At 73.1% G+C, this 18542-nt stretch carries 18 protein-coding genes; 12 read left to right on the top strand and 6 right to left on the bottom strand.

The genetic code is table 11. From position 1 onward, the window contains the following. The first annotated feature begins 189 nt into the window (after window positions 1-189). The 5 genes from P2H44_RS08540 (at window position 190) to P2H44_RS08560 (ending at window position 5789) form a co-directional block, all read left to right on the top strand. On the top strand, window positions 190-2094 hold the full coding sequence (locus P2H44_RS08540) for a propionyl-CoA synthetase (protein WP_275763084.1): 1905 nt from the start codon (window positions 190-192) through the stop codon (window positions 2092-2094). Window positions 2095-2534: 440 nt separating this feature from the next. Further along, window positions 2535-3650 (top strand): CorA family divalent cation transporter, encoded by a 1116-nt coding sequence (locus P2H44_RS08545; protein ID WP_275763085.1) that lies wholly within the window; start codon window positions 2535-2537, stop codon window positions 3648-3650. Between the two features lie 105 nt (window positions 3651-3755). Next, the gene (locus tag P2H44_RS08550; protein ID WP_275763086.1) at window positions 3756-4652 is read left to right on the top strand and encodes an MBL fold metallo-hydrolase; all 897 of its coding nucleotides are present in this window, start codon (window positions 3756-3758) and stop codon (window positions 4650-4652) included. Between the two features lie 42 nt (window positions 4653-4694). Beyond that, window positions 4695-5072: a rhodanese-like domain-containing protein gene (locus tag P2H44_RS08555; RefSeq protein ID WP_275763087.1), complete on the top strand. Its 378-nt coding sequence runs from the start codon at window positions 4695-4697 to the stop codon at window positions 5070-5072. Between the two features lie 132 nt (window positions 5073-5204). Further along, window positions 5205-5789 (top strand): PEP-CTERM sorting domain-containing protein, encoded by a 585-nt coding sequence (locus P2H44_RS08560; protein WP_275763088.1) that lies wholly within the window; start codon window positions 5205-5207, stop codon window positions 5787-5789. A 72-nt stretch (window positions 5790-5861) separates the two neighbouring features. Here the strand turns inward: P2H44_RS08560 and P2H44_RS08565 are convergent, their stop codons facing one another. Together P2H44_RS08565 and P2H44_RS08570 are read right to left on the bottom strand one after the other, a co-directional pair. Then, window positions 5862-6311, bottom strand: a complete 450-nt coding sequence (locus P2H44_RS08565) for a DUF3806 domain-containing protein (RefSeq protein ID WP_275763089.1) — start codon at window positions 6309-6311, stop codon at window positions 5862-5864. Window positions 6312-6314: 3 nt separating this feature from the next. Next, a complete protein-coding gene (locus P2H44_RS08570; protein ID WP_275763090.1) occupies window positions 6315-6632 on the bottom strand; it encodes a hypothetical protein in 318 nt (105 codons plus the stop codon). 137 nt (window positions 6633-6769) lie between these two features. Here P2H44_RS08570 and guaB point away from each other — a divergent pair, with 137 nt between their 5' ends. Next, entirely contained in the window at window positions 6770-8227 is a 1458-nt protein-coding gene (guaB, locus tag P2H44_RS08575) for an IMP dehydrogenase (RefSeq protein ID WP_275763091.1), read from the top strand. Between the two features lie 120 nt (window positions 8228-8347). On the opposite strand, the gene P2H44_RS08580 is transcribed toward guaB, so the two are convergent. The 3 genes from P2H44_RS08580 to P2H44_RS08590 form a co-directional block, all read right to left on the bottom strand. After that, window positions 8348-8548: a YgaP family membrane protein gene (locus tag P2H44_RS08580; RefSeq protein WP_275763092.1), complete on the bottom strand. Its 201-nt coding sequence runs from the start codon at window positions 8546-8548 to the stop codon at window positions 8348-8350. A 234-nt stretch (window positions 8549-8782) separates the two neighbouring features. Further along, window positions 8783-9526 (bottom strand): hypothetical protein, encoded by a 744-nt coding sequence (locus P2H44_RS08585; protein WP_275763093.1) that lies wholly within the window; start codon window positions 9524-9526, stop codon window positions 8783-8785. Between the two features lie 45 nt (window positions 9527-9571). Continuing rightward, window positions 9572-10408, bottom strand: a complete 837-nt coding sequence (locus P2H44_RS08590; protein WP_275763094.1) for an N-acetylmuramidase domain-containing protein — start codon at window positions 10406-10408, stop codon at window positions 9572-9574. Between the two features lie 311 nt (window positions 10409-10719). Here P2H44_RS08590 and P2H44_RS08595 point away from each other — a divergent pair, with 311 nt between their 5' ends. The 3 genes from P2H44_RS08595 to P2H44_RS08605 all read left to right on the top strand — a co-directional run bounded on the left by P2H44_RS08595 (window position 10720) and on the right by P2H44_RS08605 (window position 14001). Next, on the top strand, window positions 10720-12060 hold the full coding sequence (locus P2H44_RS08595; protein WP_275763095.1) for a sigma-54 interaction domain-containing protein: 1341 nt from the start codon (window positions 10720-10722) through the stop codon (window positions 12058-12060). Between the two features lie 256 nt (window positions 12061-12316). Continuing rightward, complete coding sequence (locus tag P2H44_RS08600; RefSeq protein ID WP_275763096.1) at window positions 12317-13114, top strand: SDR family NAD(P)-dependent oxidoreductase; 798 nt, start codon at window positions 12317-12319, stop codon at window positions 13112-13114. A 74-nt stretch (window positions 13115-13188) separates the two neighbouring features. Beyond that, window positions 13189-14001: an FkbM family methyltransferase gene (locus P2H44_RS08605; RefSeq protein WP_275763097.1), complete on the top strand. Its 813-nt coding sequence runs from the start codon at window positions 13189-13191 to the stop codon at window positions 13999-14001. A gap of 42 nt (window positions 14002-14043) precedes the next feature. On the opposite strand, the gene P2H44_RS08610 is transcribed toward P2H44_RS08605, so the two are convergent. After that, window positions 14044-14907: a helix-turn-helix domain-containing protein gene (locus P2H44_RS08610; protein WP_275763098.1), complete on the bottom strand. Its 864-nt coding sequence runs from the start codon at window positions 14905-14907 to the stop codon at window positions 14044-14046. A 96-nt stretch (window positions 14908-15003) separates the two neighbouring features. Between P2H44_RS08610 and pobA the strand changes: the two genes are divergently transcribed. From pobA to secD, 3 genes are all read left to right on the top strand, one after another. Then, window positions 15004-16173, top strand: a complete 1170-nt coding sequence (gene pobA, locus P2H44_RS08615) for a 4-hydroxybenzoate 3-monooxygenase (protein ID WP_275763099.1) — start codon at window positions 15004-15006, stop codon at window positions 16171-16173. Window positions 16174-16509: 336 nt separating this feature from the next. After that, window positions 16510-16842, top strand: coding sequence for a preprotein translocase subunit YajC (gene yajC, locus P2H44_RS08620; protein ID WP_275763100.1), 333 nt, complete (start codon window positions 16510-16512; stop codon window positions 16840-16842). A gap of 29 nt (window positions 16843-16871) precedes the next feature. After that, window positions 16872-18539: a protein translocase subunit SecD gene (gene secD, locus P2H44_RS08625; RefSeq protein WP_275763101.1), complete on the top strand. Its 1668-nt coding sequence runs from the start codon at window positions 16872-16874 to the stop codon at window positions 18537-18539. Window positions 18540-18542: the final 3 nt, after the last annotated feature.

Here is an 18542-nt window from a genome sequence, read left to right on the forward strand (position 1 = left end):
GCGGTCCGCCGGGGCGCGCGCCGGGCGCGCGCCCTCCGGGGGCGGAGAGGAGCCGTCCCCCTCGTGGGCGGAAGACCCGGGCGCAAGGGGCGGCGCCGGGCCTCCGCCACGCTCGCGTCCCGGTGCGGCGCGGGCGGAGGGCAGGGACCCGGCCGCGCGCGTCGCGGGCCGGGAAGACGGGAGGAAGCCATGGGCTACCGCGAGACCTATGACGCCTGGAAGGCGGACCCCGAAGCGTTCTGGATGCAGGCGGCCGAGGCCATCGACTGGGTCGAGAAGCCGACCCGCGCGCTCGATGACGCGAACGCGCCGCTCTACGAGTGGTACGCCGACGGGGTGATGAACACCTGCTGGAACGCCGTCGACCGCCATGTCGAGGCGGGCCACGGCGATCGCACCGCGATCATCTGGGACAGCCCCGTCACCCGCACCAAGCAGGAGATCACCTACGCCACGCTGCGCGACCGGGTGGCGCGCATGGGCGGCGCGCTGAAGGCCAAGGGCGTGGAGAAGGGCGACCGCGTCATCATCTACATGCCCATGGTGCCCGAGGCGCTGGTGGCGATGCTCGCCTGCGCGCGCATCGGCGCCATCCACTCGGTCGTCTTCGGCGGCTTCGCGGCGCATGAGCTGGCGGTGCGCATCGACGACTGCAAGCCCAAGGCGATCCTCGCCGCCTCCTGCGGGATCGAGCCGGGGCGGATCGTGCACTACAAGCCGCTGCTGGACGGCGCCATCGAGCAGGCCAAGCACAAGCCCGAGTTCACCGTGATCCTCCAGCGCGACGCGGAGGAGTGCGAGCTGATCGAGGGGCGCGACTACGCCTGGCATTCGTTCCAGGCCAAGGCCGCGCCCTGCGAATGCGAGCCGATGAAGGGGACCGATCCGCTCTACGTCCTCTACACCTCCGGCACCACCGGCCAGCCCAAGGGCGTAGTGCGCCCCAACGCCGGACACGCGGTGGCGCTCGCCTGGTCGATGAAGAACCTCTACGCGGTGGACGCGGGCGACGTGTTCTGGGCGGCCTCGGACGTGGGCTGGGTCGTGGGGCACAGCTACATCTGCTACGGACCGCTGATCGCCGGCTGCACCACCGTGGTGTTCGAGGGCAAGCCCGTGGGCACCCCCGACGCCGGCACCTTCTGGCGGGTGATCTCCGAGCACAAGGTGAAGAGCTTCTTCACCGCCCCCACCGCCTTCCGCGCCATCAAGCGCGACGACCCGCACGCCAAGGAGCTGGCGCGCTACGACATCTCCTGCCTGAACTACCTCTACCTGGCCGGCGAGCGGGCGGACCCCGACACGGTCAACTGGGCCGCCGACAAGCTGGGCGTGCCGGTGATCGACCACTGGTGGCAGACCGAGACGGGCTGGTGCATGGTCGGCAACCCCGCGGGGCTGGAGCTGCTGCCGATCAAGGTCGGCTCGCCCTCGGTGCCGCTGCCGGGCTACGACGTGCAGGTGCTGGACGAGGCGGGCCATCCCGTGCCGGCGGGCACGCTGGGCGCCATCGCGGTGAAGCTGCCGCTGCCCCCGGGCACGCTGCCGACCCTGTGGAACGCCGAGGAGCGCTTCCGCAAGAGCTACCTCAGCCACTTCCCCGGCTACTACGAGACGGGCGACGCGGGCATGATCGACGACGACGGCTACGTGTGGATCATGGCGCGCACCGACGACGTGATCAACGTGGCCGGCCACCGCCTGTCGACCGGCGCGATGGAGGAGGTGCTCGCCTCCCATCCCGACGTCGCCGAATGCGCGGTGATCGGGGTGGCGGACGAGCTGAAGGGCCAGCTGCCTATGGGCTTCGTGTGCCTGACCAAGGGCGTGAACCGTCCCCACGAGGAGATCGTGAAGGAATGCGCGGCCCTGGTGCGCCAGGAGATCGGGCCCGTCGCCGCCTACAAGCTGACCGCGGTGGTGGACCGGCTGCCCAAGACCCGCTCAGGCAAGATCCTGCGCGCGACGATGGTCAAGATCACCGACGGGCAGGAGTTCAAGACCCCCGCCACCATCGACGACCCCGCGATCCTCGACGAGATCCGCGGCGCGGTGAAGGAACTAGGCTACCCGCAGGCCAAGACCGAGGCCTGAGGCCGGCCCCCCGCTCCGCCCCGGTTTGCCGGAGCGGGAGGGAGACCTCCCGACGACGCCCCCGCCGCGGCCCCAAGGGTCGCGGCGGTTTCGTTCCAGGGGGGGGCGGCGCGTTCCAATGGCCGCCGTCGCGCGGGCGGGCAGGGCGGGGGACCCCGGCACGCCTCCTGCCCGCCCACCCCGGCGCGCCGGGGTCCCCCGCGCGCAGGCGGCCGCCGTCGGCGCCCTGTCCTCGGCCCGTCCTGGGCGCGCTCGGCCGACGGCGAGCCTGGCCTCGCGGTCTCCGTCGTGGGGTCATCCATCGCCCGCGCGGGCGCCGTCCGGCGGGTCCCCGCCTTGCGGCCGTCCTCGGCCGACGCCTCCCGTCGCATCCCCGGCGCTGGGCAGGGGGGATCGGGCGGGCTAGGTTTCGGCGTCGGTTCGTTTCTTCAGGAGCTTCGATGAGCCTCGATGCCAAAGGCGCCCCGGGCCGCGGGCCGCACGCCCCCCTCGGGGGGCCCTCCGGCGGCGCGCCGCGGCGCAGGCCCGGCGAATACGACCTCCCCGCCGATCCCGAGACGCCCGCCGTCCTGTGGGCCTACGACGTCTTCCCCGACGGCCGGGCGGATCCCGTCGCGCCCCGCGAGGTCGGCGGGCCGAAGGCGGAGGGCGCGGCCTACCGCTGGATCCACCTCGACGGCCTCGCGCCGGGGGCGGAGGACTGGCTCGCCTCCGGCGCCGCCGGCCCCCTGCCGGAGATCCTCGCCGAGGCGTTGACCGAGACCGACACCCGCCCCCGCGCCCAGGCCGCCCACGGCGGCGCGCTGGTGTTCCTGCGCGGCGTGAACCTCAACGAGGGCGCGGACGTCGAGGACATGATCTCGGTGCGCGTGTGGATGAACGAGACGCGGGTGCTGACCGTGGTGCTGCGCCGCCTGCTGACGGTCGCGGCCCTGCGCGCCGACGCCGAGGCGAACCGCGCCCCCGCCCGCCCCGGCGTGTTCCTGACCGAGCTGACCGAGGGCCTGGCCGAGCGGATGTCCCCGGTGCTCGACGCGCTCGAGGATCGGGCCGACGACATGGAGGACCGCGCCGCCGAAGCGGTGCTGGGCATGATCGACCCGCTCGACCCCCGCGAGGCGCGTCGGGAACTGGCGGAGCTGCGCCGGGTGGGCATCGCGCTGCGCCGCTACCTGGGCCCGCAGCGCGACGCGCTGACCGACCTGCGCCGCCTCTCCTCCGCCCCGCTGACCGACCTCGACCGGGCGGAGCTGGGCGAGACCGGCGACCGCATGACCCGCTACGTCGAAGACCTCGACGCGATCCGCGAGCGGGCGCTGGTGCTGGGGGAGGAGGCGGCCGCCCGGGCGGCCGAACGCTCCAACCGCGCGATGTACGTGCTCTCGATCGTCACGGCGGTGTTCCTGCCGCTGGGCTTCCTCACCGGCCTGCTGGGGGTGAACCTGGGCGGTCTGCCGGGGCAGGCCGCGCCCTGGGGCTTCGCCGTCTTCGTGGCGCTGCTGGCGGTGGTGGCGGGGCTGGAGCTGTGGCTGATCCGCAAGCTGCGCCTGCTGTGAGGCGCCTCGCGGACCCGCCCCCGCGGCGCTGACGTTGCGTCGCCGGGGGTAGGCGGGAGCGCGCTCCGAAATATATTCGGTTTTGAAGATATTAAGGAGGCGAGCATGACCGAGATCCGACGCAGCCCGTCCAGCGGCCCCGGGTCGCCGGACGTCTGGGGCGTCTACGACGCCGCCAGCGGCTCGTGCCAGTACGTCGTGGCGGACCCCGAGACCCGGAAGGCCGCGCTGATCGACGTGGTGCGCGACTTCGACCCCGCCGCCGCCCGCATCCGCGACGACGCCGTCGAGACGGTGCTGGAGCTGGTGGCGCGCGAGGGGCTGACGGTGGAGTGGATCCTCGACACCCACCCCCACGCCGACCATCTGATGGCCTCGGCCCTGCTGAAGGAACGCATCGGCGCCCCCACCGCCATCGGCGAGAAGGTGCGCGAGATCGCGAAGCTGTGGGAAGAGCTCTACCACGCCCCTGGCGCCTTCGATCCCGACCGGGACTTCGACCGCCTGTTCGCCGATGGCGAGAGCTTCGCGATCGGCCGGCTGCCGGTCTCGGTGATGCTCAGCCCCGGGCACACGCTGGGCTCGATCACCTACGTGGTGGGCTCGGACGCGGCCTTCGTGCACGACACGCTGATGCAGCCGGACGTGGGCACCTCGCGCGCGGATTTCCCCGGCGGCTCGGCCGGGACGCTGTGGGACTCGATCCAGGCGATCCTGGCGCTGCCCGACGCGACGCGCCTGTTCATCGGCCACGACTACGGGGCCGAGGGGCGCGAGGGGCCGGCGTGGGAATCCACCGTGGCCGAGCAGAAATCGTCCAACCCGCATCTCGCGGGTAAGACCAGGGCCGACTACGTGAAGCTGCGCGAGGCGCGCGACGCCACGCTGGAGCTGCCCGACCGGATGCTGTTCGCCCTGCAGGTCAACCTGCGCGGCGGCCGGCTTCCGCCCGCCGAATCCGACGGCCGGAGCTACTTCAAGATCCCGGCCGACCGTTTCTGATCCCGAACCCCGCCCCCGAATCCGAATCCCGAGGAGATCGCCATGCGCGAGGAGACCACCGACGCCGGCGTGCTGGAGCACTGGACCCCCGAGGAGGTCGCCGCCGCCCTGAAGGCCGGCGAGATCGTGCTGATCGACGTGCGCACGCCCCAGGAATACATGTTCGAGCACATCGAGGGCGCGCTGCTGATGCCCATGGCCTTCTTCGCCCCCGCCTCGCTGCCGGTGGACGGCTCGAAGCGGGTGGTGCTGCACTGCGGCTCGGGCATGCGCTCGGCGAAGATGGCGGGCGTCGCCGCCCAGGCGGGGATCGCGCGCATGGCCCACATGGAGGGCGGCTTCGGCGCCTGGAAGGCCGCGAAGCTCCCCTACATCGGCACCGACATGGCCTCCGGCGCGCCCAAGCGCATGGGCGGCTGATCCCCCCGCCCGCCCGCCCCCGACCGGGGCGGGCGGGCGCCGCCGTTCGGACGCGGTCTCCCAGTGAATCCTTGCGCGCGCCGTCGCGAAGCGACACTGTACGCTACGTAAGGGCGTCCTGGGGGATTTGAGATGAACATCGCGACTTCGATTGCGGCCGCCGCCGCGCTGACGGCGGGCCTGCTCGCCGCGGCGGGCGAGGCGCACGCCCTGGTCCACGCCGAGATCGGCGACGCGGGCGACAGTTTCGGAACGGCGCAGGCGGTCGACGCCACGACGCTGACCGGCATCTCGGGCACGCTGACGGAGGCGGACAACGACCTCTACAGCTTCGTGCTGGCCGCGCCGAAATACGTCTCGGTGCTGAACCTCTCGCCCGACCTCACCCTGGACGCGACCTTCGACGCCTTCGACATCGGCTTCGGGGACGACTCGGAGTCCTTGGCCTACTGCAACGACTGCTTCTTCGTCGGCAGCGGCCCGGGCTCGGTCGCGTTCCTGAACGTGCTGGTCGGGCCGGGGACCTATTTCCTCGGGGTCGTCGACACCGATCTCCAGCCGCCGCCGGGCGATCCGCCGCTGAACCCGCTGGGCGCCTACAGCTTCGACGTGGTGCTGTCCGACGGCCCCGTCGCGGTTCCGCTGCCCGGCGCCGCGGGCCTGGCGCTGATGGGCCTCGGCGCGCTGGGTCTCGTCGCCCGCCGCCGCCGGGCCTGAGCGTCGCCGGCCCCCTCCGCCGGGCGGGGGCCGGGGCGCGCGTCGCCTGAGCCGGGCGGCGCTTCCGCCCCATCAGGCCGTCCGCGGATCGGCGATGACGCGCTCCAGGTCGTCGAGGACGCGCGCGAAGAGGACGTGGACGTCCACGGTCTCGCCCCGCTCGATGCGCTTGGAGATCATCGTGGGCGGATGCACGACCAGCGACAGGCCGGGCCTGATCAGCGCGGGATCGCTGCCGTAGGCGTCCTCGACCGTCGCCCATTCCAGCCCCAGCGCCTGGACCAGCGCGTCGCCCAGGCCGATTCCCATCGCCTGCAGCTTCCAGGTCTCGTCCGCCTCCACCCGGCCCTCCTCCAGGATCGTCGCCAGCAGGTCGAGCTTGTTCTCCAGCGGCGCCCAGCGGGACACGGCGTCGTCGGCGTAGTGGTCCAGCAGCCAGGCGCGCGCGGCCTCCAGCCGCCCGCGGCAGTCGGCGTCGAGGGGCAGGACCTCGGGGCGCGGATACGCCGGCAGCTCCCCCATGCGTCAGGCGGGCACGGGGGCGTTGTCCACGATCAGCGGCGTCTCGAAGATCGAGATCGCGGGCTCGGCCCCGAAGGCCGCGCCGATGCGGGCGCGGAAGGCGGGGCCGTGCGCCTCCGCCGCCGCCTCGCGCGAGCGCCACAGGTAGACGCCGCCGCCGCGGCGCGTCTCGAGGTCGAGCAGGTAGTTCTTGCGGATCAGGTCGGGATGCTCCCGCCAGATCGGGGCCGAGGCGGCGTAGGCCTCCAGCACCTGCTCGCGGCTCATGCCTTCGGGGATGGCGAAGGCGACGATCTCGGTGAAAAGGGGCGTGTCCTGCATGGCGTCCTCCCTGGTCGGATGCGGCACGGCGGGGGCGCATTCTACCACGCCCGGCCCGCGGCGTCCGCGCCGCTTTCCTTTCCCCCGCAAAGGTGACAGAGGGAAGCGCCAACCGAGGTCCCGGGCAGGAGGCTCCCATGGAGATTCGCGAGGCATATACTTTCGACGACGTGCTGCTGGTTCCGGGCCCCTCCGAGGTGCTGCCCGCCGCCGCCGACCTGCGCACCCGCGTCACCCGCGAGATCGAGCTGAACCTGCCGCTGCTGTCCTCGGCGATGGACACGGTGACGGAAGCCGAGATGGCCATCGCCATGGCCCAGGCCGGGGGCCTGGGCGTGATCCACCGCAACCTCGACATCCAGACCCAGGCCGACCAGGTGCGCCGGGTGAAGCGGTTCGAGAGCGGGATCGTCTACAACCCCATCACCCTGCGCCCCGACCAGACGCTGGCCGACGCGCGCCAGATGCAGGCCAGCTTCAAGATCACCGGCTTCCCCGTGGTCGACGACCGCGGCCGCCCGGTCGGCATCCTCACCAACCGCGACATGCGCTTCGTCGAGGACGAGGCGACCCCGGTACGGGTGATGATGACCCCGGAGGAGAAGCTCGCCGTCGCGCGCGAGCCGGTGGACGCCGAGCAGGGCCGCCGCATGATGCACGAGCGGCGGATCGAGAAGCTGCTGGTGGTCAACGCCGAGGGGCGCCTGTCGGGCATGATGACCCTCAAGGACCTCGAGAAGGCGGTCGTCCACCCCCGCGCCTGCAAGGACCCGCTGGGCCGCCTGCGGGTGGCGGCGGCGACCACGGTCGGCGACGCGGGCTTCGCGCGCTCCGAGGCGCTGATCGACGCCCACGTCGACCTGATCGTGATCGACACCGCGCACGGCCACTCGGCCTCGGTCGGCGAGGCGGTGACGCGGATCAAGAAGCTTTCGAACGCGGTGCAGGTGGTGGCGGGCAACGTCGCGACCGCGCAGGCGACGCGCGCGCTGATCGACGCGGGCGCGGACGCGGTGAAGGTGGGGATCGGGCCGGGCTCGATCTGCACCACGCGCATCGTGGCGGGCGTGGGCGTGCCGCAGCTGACCGCGGTGATGGACTGCGCCGAGGAGGCCGACCGCCACGGGGCCGTCGCCATCGCCGACGGCGGCATCAAGTTCTCCGGCGACCTCGCCAAGGCGATCGCCGCGGGCGCGCATTGCGCGATGGTGGGCTCGGCGCTCGCCGGCACCGACGAATCCCCTGGCGAGGTGGTCCTGTGGGAGGGGCGCTCTTACAAGGAATACCGCGGCATGGGCTCGGTCGGGGCGATGGCCCGCGGCTCGGCCGACCGCTACTTCCAGAAGGAGGTCTCGGCCGAGAAGCTGGTCCCCGAGGGGATCGAGGGCCGGGTGCCCTACAAGGGCTCCGCCAACGCGGTGCTCCACCAGCTCGCCGGCGGCCTGCGGGCGGCGATGGGCTACACCGGCAACCGGACCATCGACGAGATGCGCAAGAACTGCAATTTCGTGCGCATCACCGGCGCCGGCCTGCGCGAGAGCCACGTCCACGACGTGCAGATCACGCGGGAGAGCCCGAACTACCGGATGGGCTGATCCGACCGGAGGCCGGGACCGGAACGACGAAACGGCGGGCGCAGGCGCCCGCCGTTTTCAGTTCGTCCACGGGTCTTCCGACGCCCGGGCCGGGATCGACCCGGCGCGCGGCGCGGGGGTTCAGAAGGCCGGGCCGGGCTTCGCGCCCAGGCGGCGCATCACGATGGCGGCGGGGCAGAAGCCGGTGAAGGCCGACTGGAACAGGTTCGCGCCGACGAAGACGGTCAGCCACATGAAGTGCGGCGAGACCAGCTGGGTCAGCGCCACCGACAGCAGAACCATGAAGCCGGCGAAAGCCAGCATGTAGCGATCGAGGGTCATCGGCGCGTCCTCCGCAATCCGCGGCGGCCCGCCCGCCCGCTCCGGCGACCGTCGCCGGACCCCGCGGGGCCGCCTGTTCGATATCGCATATATAAATTCGTAAACATGAATGTCAATCGCTGCGGGACGTGCAGGCGCTTCCGCCGATGCGACTTCAACGAACGCTCCGATGCGCGGAGCCTCCGTGGCGGCCGGTCCGCCCAACCTTGCGGGGCGAGCCGATCCGCGTCCCGCTCAGCCGGCGGCGGGCAGGGCGGCGGCGCCGCCCATGCGCTTGCGGAAGGCGCTCAGGCTCTTGCGGTTGAGGTCGTCGTCGTCGTCCTCGAACGCCTCGCGCACCGCCTCGATCGCCTCGGGCGCGGCCTTGGCCATGCCCCCGACCACGCCCGAGACCACGCCCTGCGCGGTCTGGCCCTGCAGGGTCTGCATCCGGTCGGTCATGGTCTGGAGCTGCTCGCTCTTCTTCTGCGACCCGCGGGAGCTTCCGAACTCGAAGTCGAAGGCCGAGCCGACGTTGCGCGCGAACATCCCGCCGATGCCGGTCAGGAAGCCGAAGATCGCGCCGGTGAACTCGCTCTTCTCGCCGAAGGTGTTCAGCAGGACCAGCGCGCCGGTGATCACCACGATCGCCCCGAAGGCCATGCCCAGCATGATGTTGGCGCGCAGGTTGCCGTCGCCCAGCCGGTGCAGCTCCAGGTCCCGGGCGCGCGCGTCCTTGCGGTCGGCGAGATAGGCCTCGAGCTCGGCCTGCTCGATCGCCTGCAGCTCGGTGCGCAGCTTCACGAACATCTCGGGGTTCTGGTCGATCAGGGCGCGCACCTTCTCGACCTTCTCGGGCGTGTCGGGGGCGATGCCGGCCACCCGCTCGACGGCGGCGGAGACGGTCTTGGTGACCGCCTCCGCCCGGTCGGAGCCGGAGACGAGCTTGGCCAGCACCGGGGCCAGCGAGGTCAGCAGCGGAAGGACGGCGGGCAGCATCTGCGCCTCCTGGAAGCGATCGGAAAGGGGCGGGGCGCGCGGACGTCAGACGACGCCGCGCGCCTCCTTGCCGCCCAGCGCGTAGTAGACGGCCTGCACCGCCTGCATCAGCGGGGGGGATGGCTGGCCCGTCTCGGCCAGCCGGCACTCGCCCTGGAAGCGACGGATGGCGGCGGCGGTCTTGGGGCCCATCAGCCCGTCGGCGTCGCCCGCGTCCGCGCCCAGGAAGTTCAGCGCCACCTGGAGGTCGCGCACCGTCTCGACCCGGAAGCCGGTCCCCTCGACGGTCGAGAACTTGCGGTAGGCGGCGGCCATCTTCTCGTCATAGCGGTTCTTCTTGAACGAGGGCCCGTTGTAGCCCCGCGCGAAGCCCGCCCAGTCGCGCGCCCGCAGCGCGCGGTCGAGCCCGTTGCGCTTCACGAAGGCCACGAAGGCGTCGAGCTGCGCCTCCTCGGAGGCGCACATCGCCTCGACGAAGTCCTCCACCGTGCGGAAGCCGCAGGTCGAGGCGTTGAAGCCCATGATCTGGAACTTGCCCCAGGAGGCCGACTCCAGCGCCGCCGCGCGGTCGAGCGCGATGGCCTCCGCCAGCCGGTCGTATTCGGCCGTCCCGCCAGAATAGCCCCCGGGCGAGGGGTTCGAGACGCCGGAATGCTTGGCGTCGTGCACGTTGCGGGTGGTGCGGGAGAAGATGTGGCGCTCGAACAGGATCGGCGGCCGGCCGTCGGGCAGGAAGGCGGCGCCGCGGGATTCGACCTCGGCCACCGCCTTCACCGCGGCCAGCTCGCATCCCAGCGCCTCGGCGGCCTCGATGTAGGGGCGGTCGTCGGTGATGGGCTCGGCCTCGCCGGCGAAGGCGAGGGGCGTCGCGTCGTCGGGCATGCGGAAGCTCCCCTGCGTCGCTGCATCGAAACGAGACGGATGTCCCGAGTCTAAAAATTAGAAGACATTTTCTTAAAGTGAGGTGAATGCATCGACGAATTCAACGAATCGGATTGAATATGTTAGGCGATGAAACCGGATTAAGGAAAGCTTACGCAGATGGAGGCGTCTTCATAATTCTGACGCCCAAGTTCACAGCCGGTTTACGCAAGGGCGGCCAGAGTGCCCGCCGCCCGTTTGCGTCGGGCACGCCCGAGAGGGGGGCGAGATTGGAGATGCGGCGCGCCTGACGCCGCACGGGGAGGGGATTGATGACGTCGCCGGCACATCGCCCGCGGCTGGTCCTGGTGGATCCCGACGATCGGCGCCGCGCCCGGCTCGAGGCGCTGGGCCGGGAGCTCGGCCTGCGCTGCGCGCCGATCCGCGCGGCCGCCGACGCGCCGGACCGGCCCGATCCGCGCGCCGCCCTCGTGATCTGCGTCGGACCGGCCGAGGCGGGGGCGCTCGCCCGCCTGCGCGCCGCCTGTCCGGGCGCCCGCCTGATCGTGGCCGCCGCCGACCGCGGCCAGGACGCCGCCATCCAGGCCCTGCGCGCGGGCGCGGACGATTTCGTGTCGCTCTCGGGCGGCGACGCGGACCTCGCCGCGCGGGTCGCCCATCATCTCAGCGAGATGCGCGGGGCCGCTCCGGCCGACGAGGCCGCCCCCGACGCCGAGGCGCTGCGCTGCGGCCTGGTCGGCGCCAGCCGCGCCATCGCCGAGCTGCGCGCCTTCCTGCGCCGGGTCGCGGCCAGCGAGGCCACGGCCCTGATCGCCGGGGAGACCGGGGCGGGCAAGGAATGCGCCGCCCTGATGCTGCACCGCTGCTCGCGCCGCGCGAACGGGCCGCTGGTGGCGCTGAACTGCGCCGCCATCCCCGACGAGCTGGTGGAGGGGGAGCTCTTCGGCCATGTCCGCGGCGCCTTCTCGGGTGCGGTGCGCGACCATCCGGGCAAGATGCGCCTCGCCGACGGGGGGACGCTGTTCCTCGACGAGGTGGGCGACCTCTCGGCCGCCGCGCAGGCCAAGCTGCTGCGCGCGATCGAGACGCGGGAGGTGCACGCCCTGGGCGCCCGCGTCGCCGCCCGGTTCGATGCGCGCGTGATCGCCGCGACCAACCGTGACCTCGCCGCCGAGGTCGCCGCGGGGCGCTTCCGCGAGGATCTCTTCTACCGCCTCGCCGTGGCCCGCATCCGCGTGCCCCCGCTGCGCGAGCGGCGCGAGGATGTGGCGCCGCTCGCCCGCCTGCTGCTGTCGCGCATGGCCCGGCCGGCGCGCCTTTCCGAGCCCGCCGCGGCGGCGCTGGTCGCCCACGACTGGCCCGGCAACGCGCGCGAGCTGCGCAACGCGCTCGAGGTCGCGGCCATCGGGCGGGAGGGGCGCGAGATCCGCCTCGCGGACCTCCCCCCCGGCCTGCGCCCGCCCGGCTGGGTCGGCGAGGGCGCCGGCGGCTGGGGGCAGGAGGCCGCGGAGGACGAGCGCCTCGCCCTCGCCGACGCCCTGCGCCGCGCGGGCGGCAACAAGGCCGCCGCGGCGCGGGCGCTGAACTGCTCGCGCATGACGCTCTACCGCCGCATGGCCCGTCACGGGATGGGGGACGGGCAGGGGGCCTGAGCGGGCCGCTCGCGCCTCCACCGCCGCTCTCCGCGCCCCGGCGCCGCCGGCCGGGCCGGTCGTCCGCCGCTTCCGCCTCGCCGGCCCTCCCGTCCCGCGTTGCCCCCGGCTCTCGCCGCGCCTAGGCTGCGCGCGCCGAGGCCCCGGACACAGGGCGCCCGGCCGGGGAGGAGCGAGTCCGCGCCGCCGCGCGGGGCCGTCGCCTGCGCCTTTCCGATCCCGCCCCGCCCCGATCCGGGGCCGCATCGGAGCCGCCATGTCCGCCTATCGACCCTTCTCCCGCTCCGTCGCCGGGCGCGTCGCCTTCGTCACCGGGGCGGGCTCGGGCATGGGGCGGGCCACCGCCCATCTCTTCGCCCGCGAGGGCGCCCGCGTCGTCGCCGCCGACCTCCACGACGCCTCCGTCCAGGCCGTCGCCGCCGAGATCGACGCCGCCCGCGCCGGGGATCCGTCCATCGGCGAGGTCCTGCCGCTGGCCTTCGACGTGGCCGACGCCGAGGCCGGCCGCGCGGCGATGGCCACGGTCGAGGCGCGCTTCGGCGGGCTCGACATGCTGATCAACAACGCGGGCTTCCTCGAGACCTCGGCCCTCGACGCCGAGGACTACGACCGGGTCTGGTCGCGCACGCTCGAGGTGATGCTGACCGCCCACCAGCGGCTGATCCGGGCGGCGCTGCCGCTGCTGCGCCGCTCCGACTGCGCGCGGATCGTCAACATCTCCTCGACCGACGGGCTGGGCGCCTCGCCCCGCCACTCGCCCTACACCGCCGCCAAGCACGGCGTCATCGGCCTGACGCGGGCGCTGGCGGTGGACCTCGGCCCCGAGGGGATCACGGTGAACGCGGTCTGCCCCGGCCCCGTGCGCACCGCGATCACCGAGGCGATCCCCGAGGAGCACAAGGCGATCTTCGTGCGCCGCCGCGTGCCCCTGCGCCGCTACGCCGAGCCCGAGGAGGTCGCCCACGCCACCCTGTCGCTGTGCCTGCCCGCCGCCGGCTACATCACCGGCGCCGCGATCCCCGTCGACGGCGGCATGACCATCCGCAACGCCTGAGCCGCCCCTCCGCGCTTGCGCCCCGGCGCCCCGCCGGGCCATTGCGGAGAGGCGCCCAGCCGGAGGCCCCGCCGATGCCCGATCCCGACCCCCTCGATCCCGCCCCCCAAAATCCCGCGTCGCCCGAGGACCGCGCCCGCGCCGCCATGGAGCAGGCCCGCCGGGACCTGTTGGCCGCCCGCGCCGGCTTGCTCGAGGCCCTGCGGACCGAGCGGGGCCGCCGCCGCGGCCTGCTCAACCAGCGCCTGCACGAGATCAAGCGGATGCTGGTCCCCGACTCCGGCCACGCCAGCCAGGCCGGGCAGGACCGTGCCGTCGATCGCATCCTGGGCGGCCTGACCGGGGGCGTCTTCGCGGACGTGGGGGGCTACGACGGGATCACCGGTTCCAACACCCTGTTCTTCGAGCAGCGCCGCGGCTGGACCGGCCTGCTGGTCGAGCCCGCGCCCGACAAGCTCGCCGCCGCCCGCGCCCTGCGCCGCTGCCCCTGCCTGGGCGTGGCCGTGGCGGCCGAGGAGGGCGAGGCGCAGTTCCTCGAGGTCGCGGCCGGCTACACCCAGATGAGCGGGCTCGTCGACAGCTACGACCCCGGTCTCCTCTCCCAGGTCCGGGCCGATCCGCGCCATCGCGAGGTGCTGCGCCAGGTCCCCACCCGCCCCCTCGCCGCGATCCTCGACGAGGCGCCGCGCACCCCCGACTTCGTCTCCCTCGACATCGAGGGCGGAGAGGTCGCCGCCCTCTCGGTCTTCCCGTTCGCGCGCCACCCGGTGCGCGTCTGGGCGATCGAGAACAACGCCCGCAGCCCCGAGATCCGCCGGATCATGGAGGCCGCCGGCCACCGCCTGGTGGAGTTCTGCGGCCAGGACGAGATCTGGACGAAGACCTGACCCCGTCGGGCACGGTTCAACGCTCCATGCCGCCCCGCCCCCTCACCCCTCCGCCCGATACGGCGCGCGGAAATCGCTGGGACTGAGCCCCGTCTCCCGTCGGAAGGCGCGGGAGAAATAGGACGGGTCCTCGTAGCCCAGCCGATAGCCCACCTCGGCCACGTCCATCAGCGTGTAGGCCAGCAGCCGCCGCGCCTCCTGCATCCGCAGGGCGGTGAGGAAGGCGGCCGGCGACTGGCCGGCATGGGCGCGGGTCAGACGCCCCAGATGCGTGGCCGAGTAGCCCAGCGCGCGGGCGTAGTCGGCCACCTTCCAGTCCTGCGCCATCCGCTCGCGCGCCAGCGCCTCGAACGCCTCCATCCGCGCCTCCACCGCGCCGGGCGCGCGCCCGGCATCCGCCGCCGCCCGGGCGAGCCGCGCGACCAGCGCGCGGGCCAGCGCCCGCAGCAGCGGCGCGCGCAGGGGCGCCGCCGCGCGCCATTCCCGATGCAGCGCCTCGACCGCCGCGCGCAGCTCCCCCGAGCCCGCCAGCACCCGCGCGCCGCGGGCGAAGGCCGCGAGCTCCGGCTCCTCCGCCGCCATCGCCGCGACCTCGGCCGAGGGGATCGAGACCACGTGCCCCCGCGTGCCCTCGACGAAGCGGAACCCGTGCACCACCCGCCGCGGCGCCCAGATCGCGCAGGGGGGCGCGAGCGGGCGGCGCGCGCCGTCCAGCTCCACCCAGCCCCCGCCGTCGGTGATGAAAAACACCTGGTCCAGCGCCGGGTGCCGGTGCGGCGCGATCACCCAGTCGTAGCGATGGGCGCGGTCCCAGATCTCTTCGCAATGCAGCACATCCGGGAAATCCCGGTGCTCGCCGTAAAGCGCATAGGCGGGGATCGGCGGGGCGGGAGCAGGGCGGGCCATGTTCGGAAAGTACCCGCATCGCGCCGGGAAATCCATTCGCGCCGCCGCCCCCGCCGCCTAGTTTCGCGGGAAACGACGACGCCGGGGAGGATCCAATTGCGCACGCAGGTCTGCATCGTGGGGGGCGGCCCCTCGGGTCTCCTGCTCTCGCAGCTGCTGGCGGGGCGGGGGATCGCCTCGGTGGTGCTCGAGCGGCGGACGCGCGCCCACGTCCTCTCCCGCATCCGCGCCGGCGTGCTGGAGCGCGGGATGGCCGACCTGCTGCGCGAGGCCGGCGTCGGCGCGCGCATGGAGGCCGAGGGCTACGTCCACGACGGCGCCGTGATCTCCTGCGACGCGGAGCGGCTGCGCATCGACTTCGCCCGCCTCGCCGACGCCCACGTCCTCGTCTACGGCCAGACCGAGCTGACCCGCGACCTCTACGAGGCGCGCGAGGCGGAGGGCGCGGACCTGCGCTTCGACTGCGAGGGCGTGACGATCCACGACGCCGACACGGACGCGCCCTTCGTGACCTACACGCAGGGCGGAACCGAGCATCGCATCGACTGCGACTTCGTCGCCGGCTGCGACGGCTTCCACGGCGTCTCGCGCGAGACGATCCCCCAGGCCTCCCGGCGGGAGTTCGAAAAGGTCTATCCCTTCGGCTGGCTCGGCATCCTCTCCGAAACCCCGCCGGTGCACGAGGAGCTGATCTACGCCTCCTCCGACCGGGGATTCGCGCTCTGCTCGATGCGCAACGCGAACCTGTCGCGCTACTACGTTCAGGCGCCGATGTCGGACAAAGTCGAGGCCTGGTCCGACGACGCCTTCTGGGACGAGCTGCGCCGCCGCCTGCCGGCCGAGGTCGCCGAGACGATGGTCACCGGCCCCTCGATCGAGAAGAGCCTCGCGCCGCTCCGCTCCTTCGTGTGCGAGCCGATGCGCTGGGGCCGGCTGTTCCTGGTGGGCGACGCCGCCCACATCGTGCCCCCGACCGGGGCCAAGGGGCTGAACACCGCCGCTTCCGACGTGCGCTATCTCTTCGACGGGCTCGCGGCCTTCTACGCCGACGGCGAGGCGGAGGGGATCGCGCGCTATTCCGAGCGGGCCCTCGCCCGCGTCTGGAAGGCCGAGCGGTTCAGCTGGTGGATGACCACGCTGCTCCACCGCTTCCCCGACCAGTCGGGCTTCGACCGGCGCATGCAGCAGGCGGACTTCGCCTTTCTGGCCGAGAACGAGGCCGCGCAGCGCGCGCTCGCCCAGAACTACGTCGGCCTGCCCTACTGAACCGGGGGCGGGACGGGCTTCCGCCCAGCGGCGCGCAGCCGCAGGGAGGAGCGCGGGGGCGAGGGCGGGGAGGCGCCCTCGCCCCTGCTGCGTTCACGAGGACGCGAGCCGCGCCGCGCCCTTGCAGGCAAGGCCGAAAGCGGGTTTCGCCCGCATCCCGGGCCCCGACGCGACGCGGCGGCGCCCGGGCCGGGGTCCGCGTCCGTTCATGCCGCGGCTCGCCGCCTTGCATCGGCGCCGCCCGCGGCTATAGTCCGCGCGGCCTCGCGGGGCGGGGACGGCGTCCCTACATGGTCCCGCGCAGAAGCAAGTCACGCCAGATCACGAGGAGGCGGCATGTTCATCACCCCGGCCTACGCCCAGACGGCCGCAGGCGATCCCATGGGGGCCTTCGGCTCCTTCGTTCCGCTGATCCTGATCTTCGCGATCTTCTACTTCCTGATGATCCGCCCGCAGCAGAAGCGCGCCAAGGAGCACAAGGCGATGCTCGAGGCGCTGCGCCGCGGCGATCACGTCATCACCGCCGGCGGCCTGATGGGCAAGGTCACGCGGGTCAAGGAAGGCGAGGACGAGATCGAGGTCGAGATCGCCGAGGGCGTGAAGGTGCGCTGCGTGCGCGGCACCATCGCCCAGGTCGTCTCGAAGACCGAACCGGTCAAGGACGCCTGATCTCCCGCAGGCCTTAGGCGGAGGGGCGCATGCTCCAGTTCCCCACCTGGAAGGCGGCGTTGGTTCTCCTCGTCTGCCTCGCGGGCGTCGTCTTCTCGGCGCCCAACATCTTCTACTCGACGGTCGAGCAGGCGAACGACGCCCGCGCGGCGATCGAGGCCGGGAAGACCGATCCGGGTCTGGAGGAGCAGGCCGCGGCCTGGCCCTCCTGGGCGCCCGCCGACCTGGTCAACCTCGGGCTCGACCTGCGCGGCGGCGCCCACCTGCTGGTCGAGGTCCATGTCGAGGACGTCTACAAGGAGCGCATGGACGCGCTGTGGCCCGAGGCCCGGCGCGCCCTGCGGGACAAGCGCGACGAGGTCGGCGCCTTCCGCCGCACCGGCGACCGCGCCGACGCCCTGACCATCCGCCTCGACGACGCGGCCGGGGCCGAGACCGCGGCCGAGGTGCTGCGCGGCCTCGCCCAGCCGGTCAACGCCGGCCTTCTGGGCGGCGGCGGGCCGGACCTGACGGTCTCGGTCGACGGCGCCGCCGTCACCGCCGAGCTGACCGAGCAGGCCAAGACCGCCATCGACGACCGCACCATGGCGCAGTCGCTCGAGATCGTGCGCCGCCGCATCGACGAGACCGGCACCCGCGAGCCGACGATCCAGCGCCAGGGCGACGACCGCATCCTGGTGCAGGTCCCCGGCGTCGGCTCGGCCGAGGAGGTGCTGGCGATCATCGGCACCACCGCCAAGCTGACCTTCCACATGGTCGAGGGCACCACCCAGGACGCCGACGCGACCCCGCCGCCGGGCCAGATCAAGCTGCCCGACGCCGAGAACCCGGGCGTCTACTACCTGCTCGAGGAAAGCGCGCTGATCACCGGCGACCGGCTGACCGACGCCCAACCCGGCTTCGACAGCCGCACGGGCGAGCCGGTGGTGAACTTCCGCTTCGACGTCGCCGGCGCCCGCCGCTTCGGCGACGTCACCGCCGCGAACGTCGGCCGCCCCTTCGCCGTGGTGCTGGACGGGGAGGTCATCACCGCCCCCACCATCCGCGAGGCGATCACCGGCGGCTCGGGCCAGATCTCCGGCTCCTTCACGGTCGAGAGCGCGAGCCAGCTCGCCATCCTGCTGCGCGCCGGCGCCCTGCCGGCCGAGATCACCGTGCTCGAACAGCGCACGGTGGGCCCGGACCTAGGCGCCGACTCGATCGCCGCGGGCGAGATCGCGGTGCTCGTCGCCTTCGCGGCGGTGCTGATCTTCATGTTCGTCAGCTACGGCCTGTTCGGCTTCTTCGCCAACATCGCGCTGGTGCTGAACGTGGCGATGCTGATGGCGCTGCTGTCGCTGATCGGGGCCACGCTGACCCTGCCGGGCATCGCGGGCATCGTGCTGACCATCGGCATGGCGGTCGACGCCAACGTGCTGATCTTCGAGCGCATACGCGAGGAGCTGAAGACCGCCCGAGGCCCCGCAAGGGCCATCGAGGCCGGCTACGCCCGCGCCTTCACCTCGATCGTGGACGCGAACGTGACCACGCTGATCGCCGCCTCGATCCTGTTCTTCATGGGCTCGGGTCCGGTGAAGGGCTTCGCGGTGACGCTCGCCCTCGGCATCGTCACCTCGGTGTTCTCCGCCATCCTGGTCACCCGCCTGATGGTCGCCGCCTGGTTCGACCGGGCGCGGCCCAAGACGCTCAAGGTCTGAGGA

Source organism: Albimonas marina (genome assembly GCF_029223255.1).
Classification (GTDB): Bacteria; Pseudomonadota; Alphaproteobacteria; order Rhodobacterales; family Rhodobacteraceae; genus Albimonas.

Excerpts from the sequence above, each read along its gene's own strand:
- P2H44_RS08595 (WP_275763095.1), top strand. The coding sequence starts at position 10,720 with ATGACGTCGCCGGCACATCGCCCGCGGCTGGTCCTGGTGGATCCCGAC.
- P2H44_RS08555 (WP_275763087.1), top strand. The coding sequence starts at position 4,695 with ATGCGCGAGGAGACCACCGACGCCGGCGTGCTGGAGCACTGGACCCCC.
- P2H44_RS08590 (WP_275763094.1), bottom strand. The coding sequence starts at position 10,408 with ATGCCCGACGACGCGACGCCCCTCGCCTTCGCCGGCGAGGCCGAGCCC.
- yajC (WP_275763100.1), top strand. The coding sequence starts at position 16,510 with ATGTTCATCACCCCGGCCTACGCCCAGACGGCCGCAGGCGATCCCATG.
- P2H44_RS08565 (WP_275763089.1), bottom strand. The coding sequence starts at position 6,311 with ATGGGGGAGCTGCCGGCGTATCCGCGCCCCGAGGTCCTGCCCCTCGAC.
- guaB (WP_275763091.1), top strand. The coding sequence starts at position 6,770 with ATGGAGATTCGCGAGGCATATACTTTCGACGACGTGCTGCTGGTTCCG.
- P2H44_RS08605 (WP_275763097.1), top strand. The coding sequence starts at position 13,189 with ATGCCCGATCCCGACCCCCTCGATCCCGCCCCCCAAAATCCCGCGTCG.
- P2H44_RS08600 (WP_275763096.1), top strand. The coding sequence starts at position 12,317 with ATGTCCGCCTATCGACCCTTCTCCCGCTCCGTCGCCGGGCGCGTCGCC.
- P2H44_RS08570 (WP_275763090.1), bottom strand. The coding sequence starts at position 6,632 with ATGCAGGACACGCCCCTTTTCACCGAGATCGTCGCCTTCGCCATCCCC.
- P2H44_RS08610 (WP_275763098.1), bottom strand. The coding sequence starts at position 14,907 with ATGGCCCGCCCTGCTCCCGCCCCGCCGATCCCCGCCTATGCGCTTTAC.
- P2H44_RS08585 (WP_275763093.1), bottom strand. The coding sequence starts at position 9,526 with ATGCTGCCCGCCGTCCTTCCGCTGCTGACCTCGCTGGCCCCGGTGCTG.
- P2H44_RS08580 (WP_275763092.1), bottom strand. The coding sequence starts at position 8,548 with ATGACCCTCGATCGCTACATGCTGGCTTTCGCCGGCTTCATGGTTCTG.
- secD (WP_275763101.1), top strand. The coding sequence starts at position 16,872 with ATGCTCCAGTTCCCCACCTGGAAGGCGGCGTTGGTTCTCCTCGTCTGC.
- P2H44_RS08560 (WP_275763088.1), top strand. The coding sequence starts at position 5,205 with ATGAACATCGCGACTTCGATTGCGGCCGCCGCCGCGCTGACGGCGGGC.
- P2H44_RS08545 (WP_275763085.1), top strand. The coding sequence starts at position 2,535 with ATGAGCCTCGATGCCAAAGGCGCCCCGGGCCGCGGGCCGCACGCCCCC.
- P2H44_RS08550 (WP_275763086.1), top strand. The coding sequence starts at position 3,756 with ATGACCGAGATCCGACGCAGCCCGTCCAGCGGCCCCGGGTCGCCGGAC.
- P2H44_RS08540 (WP_275763084.1), top strand. The coding sequence starts at position 190 with ATGGGCTACCGCGAGACCTATGACGCCTGGAAGGCGGACCCCGAAGCG.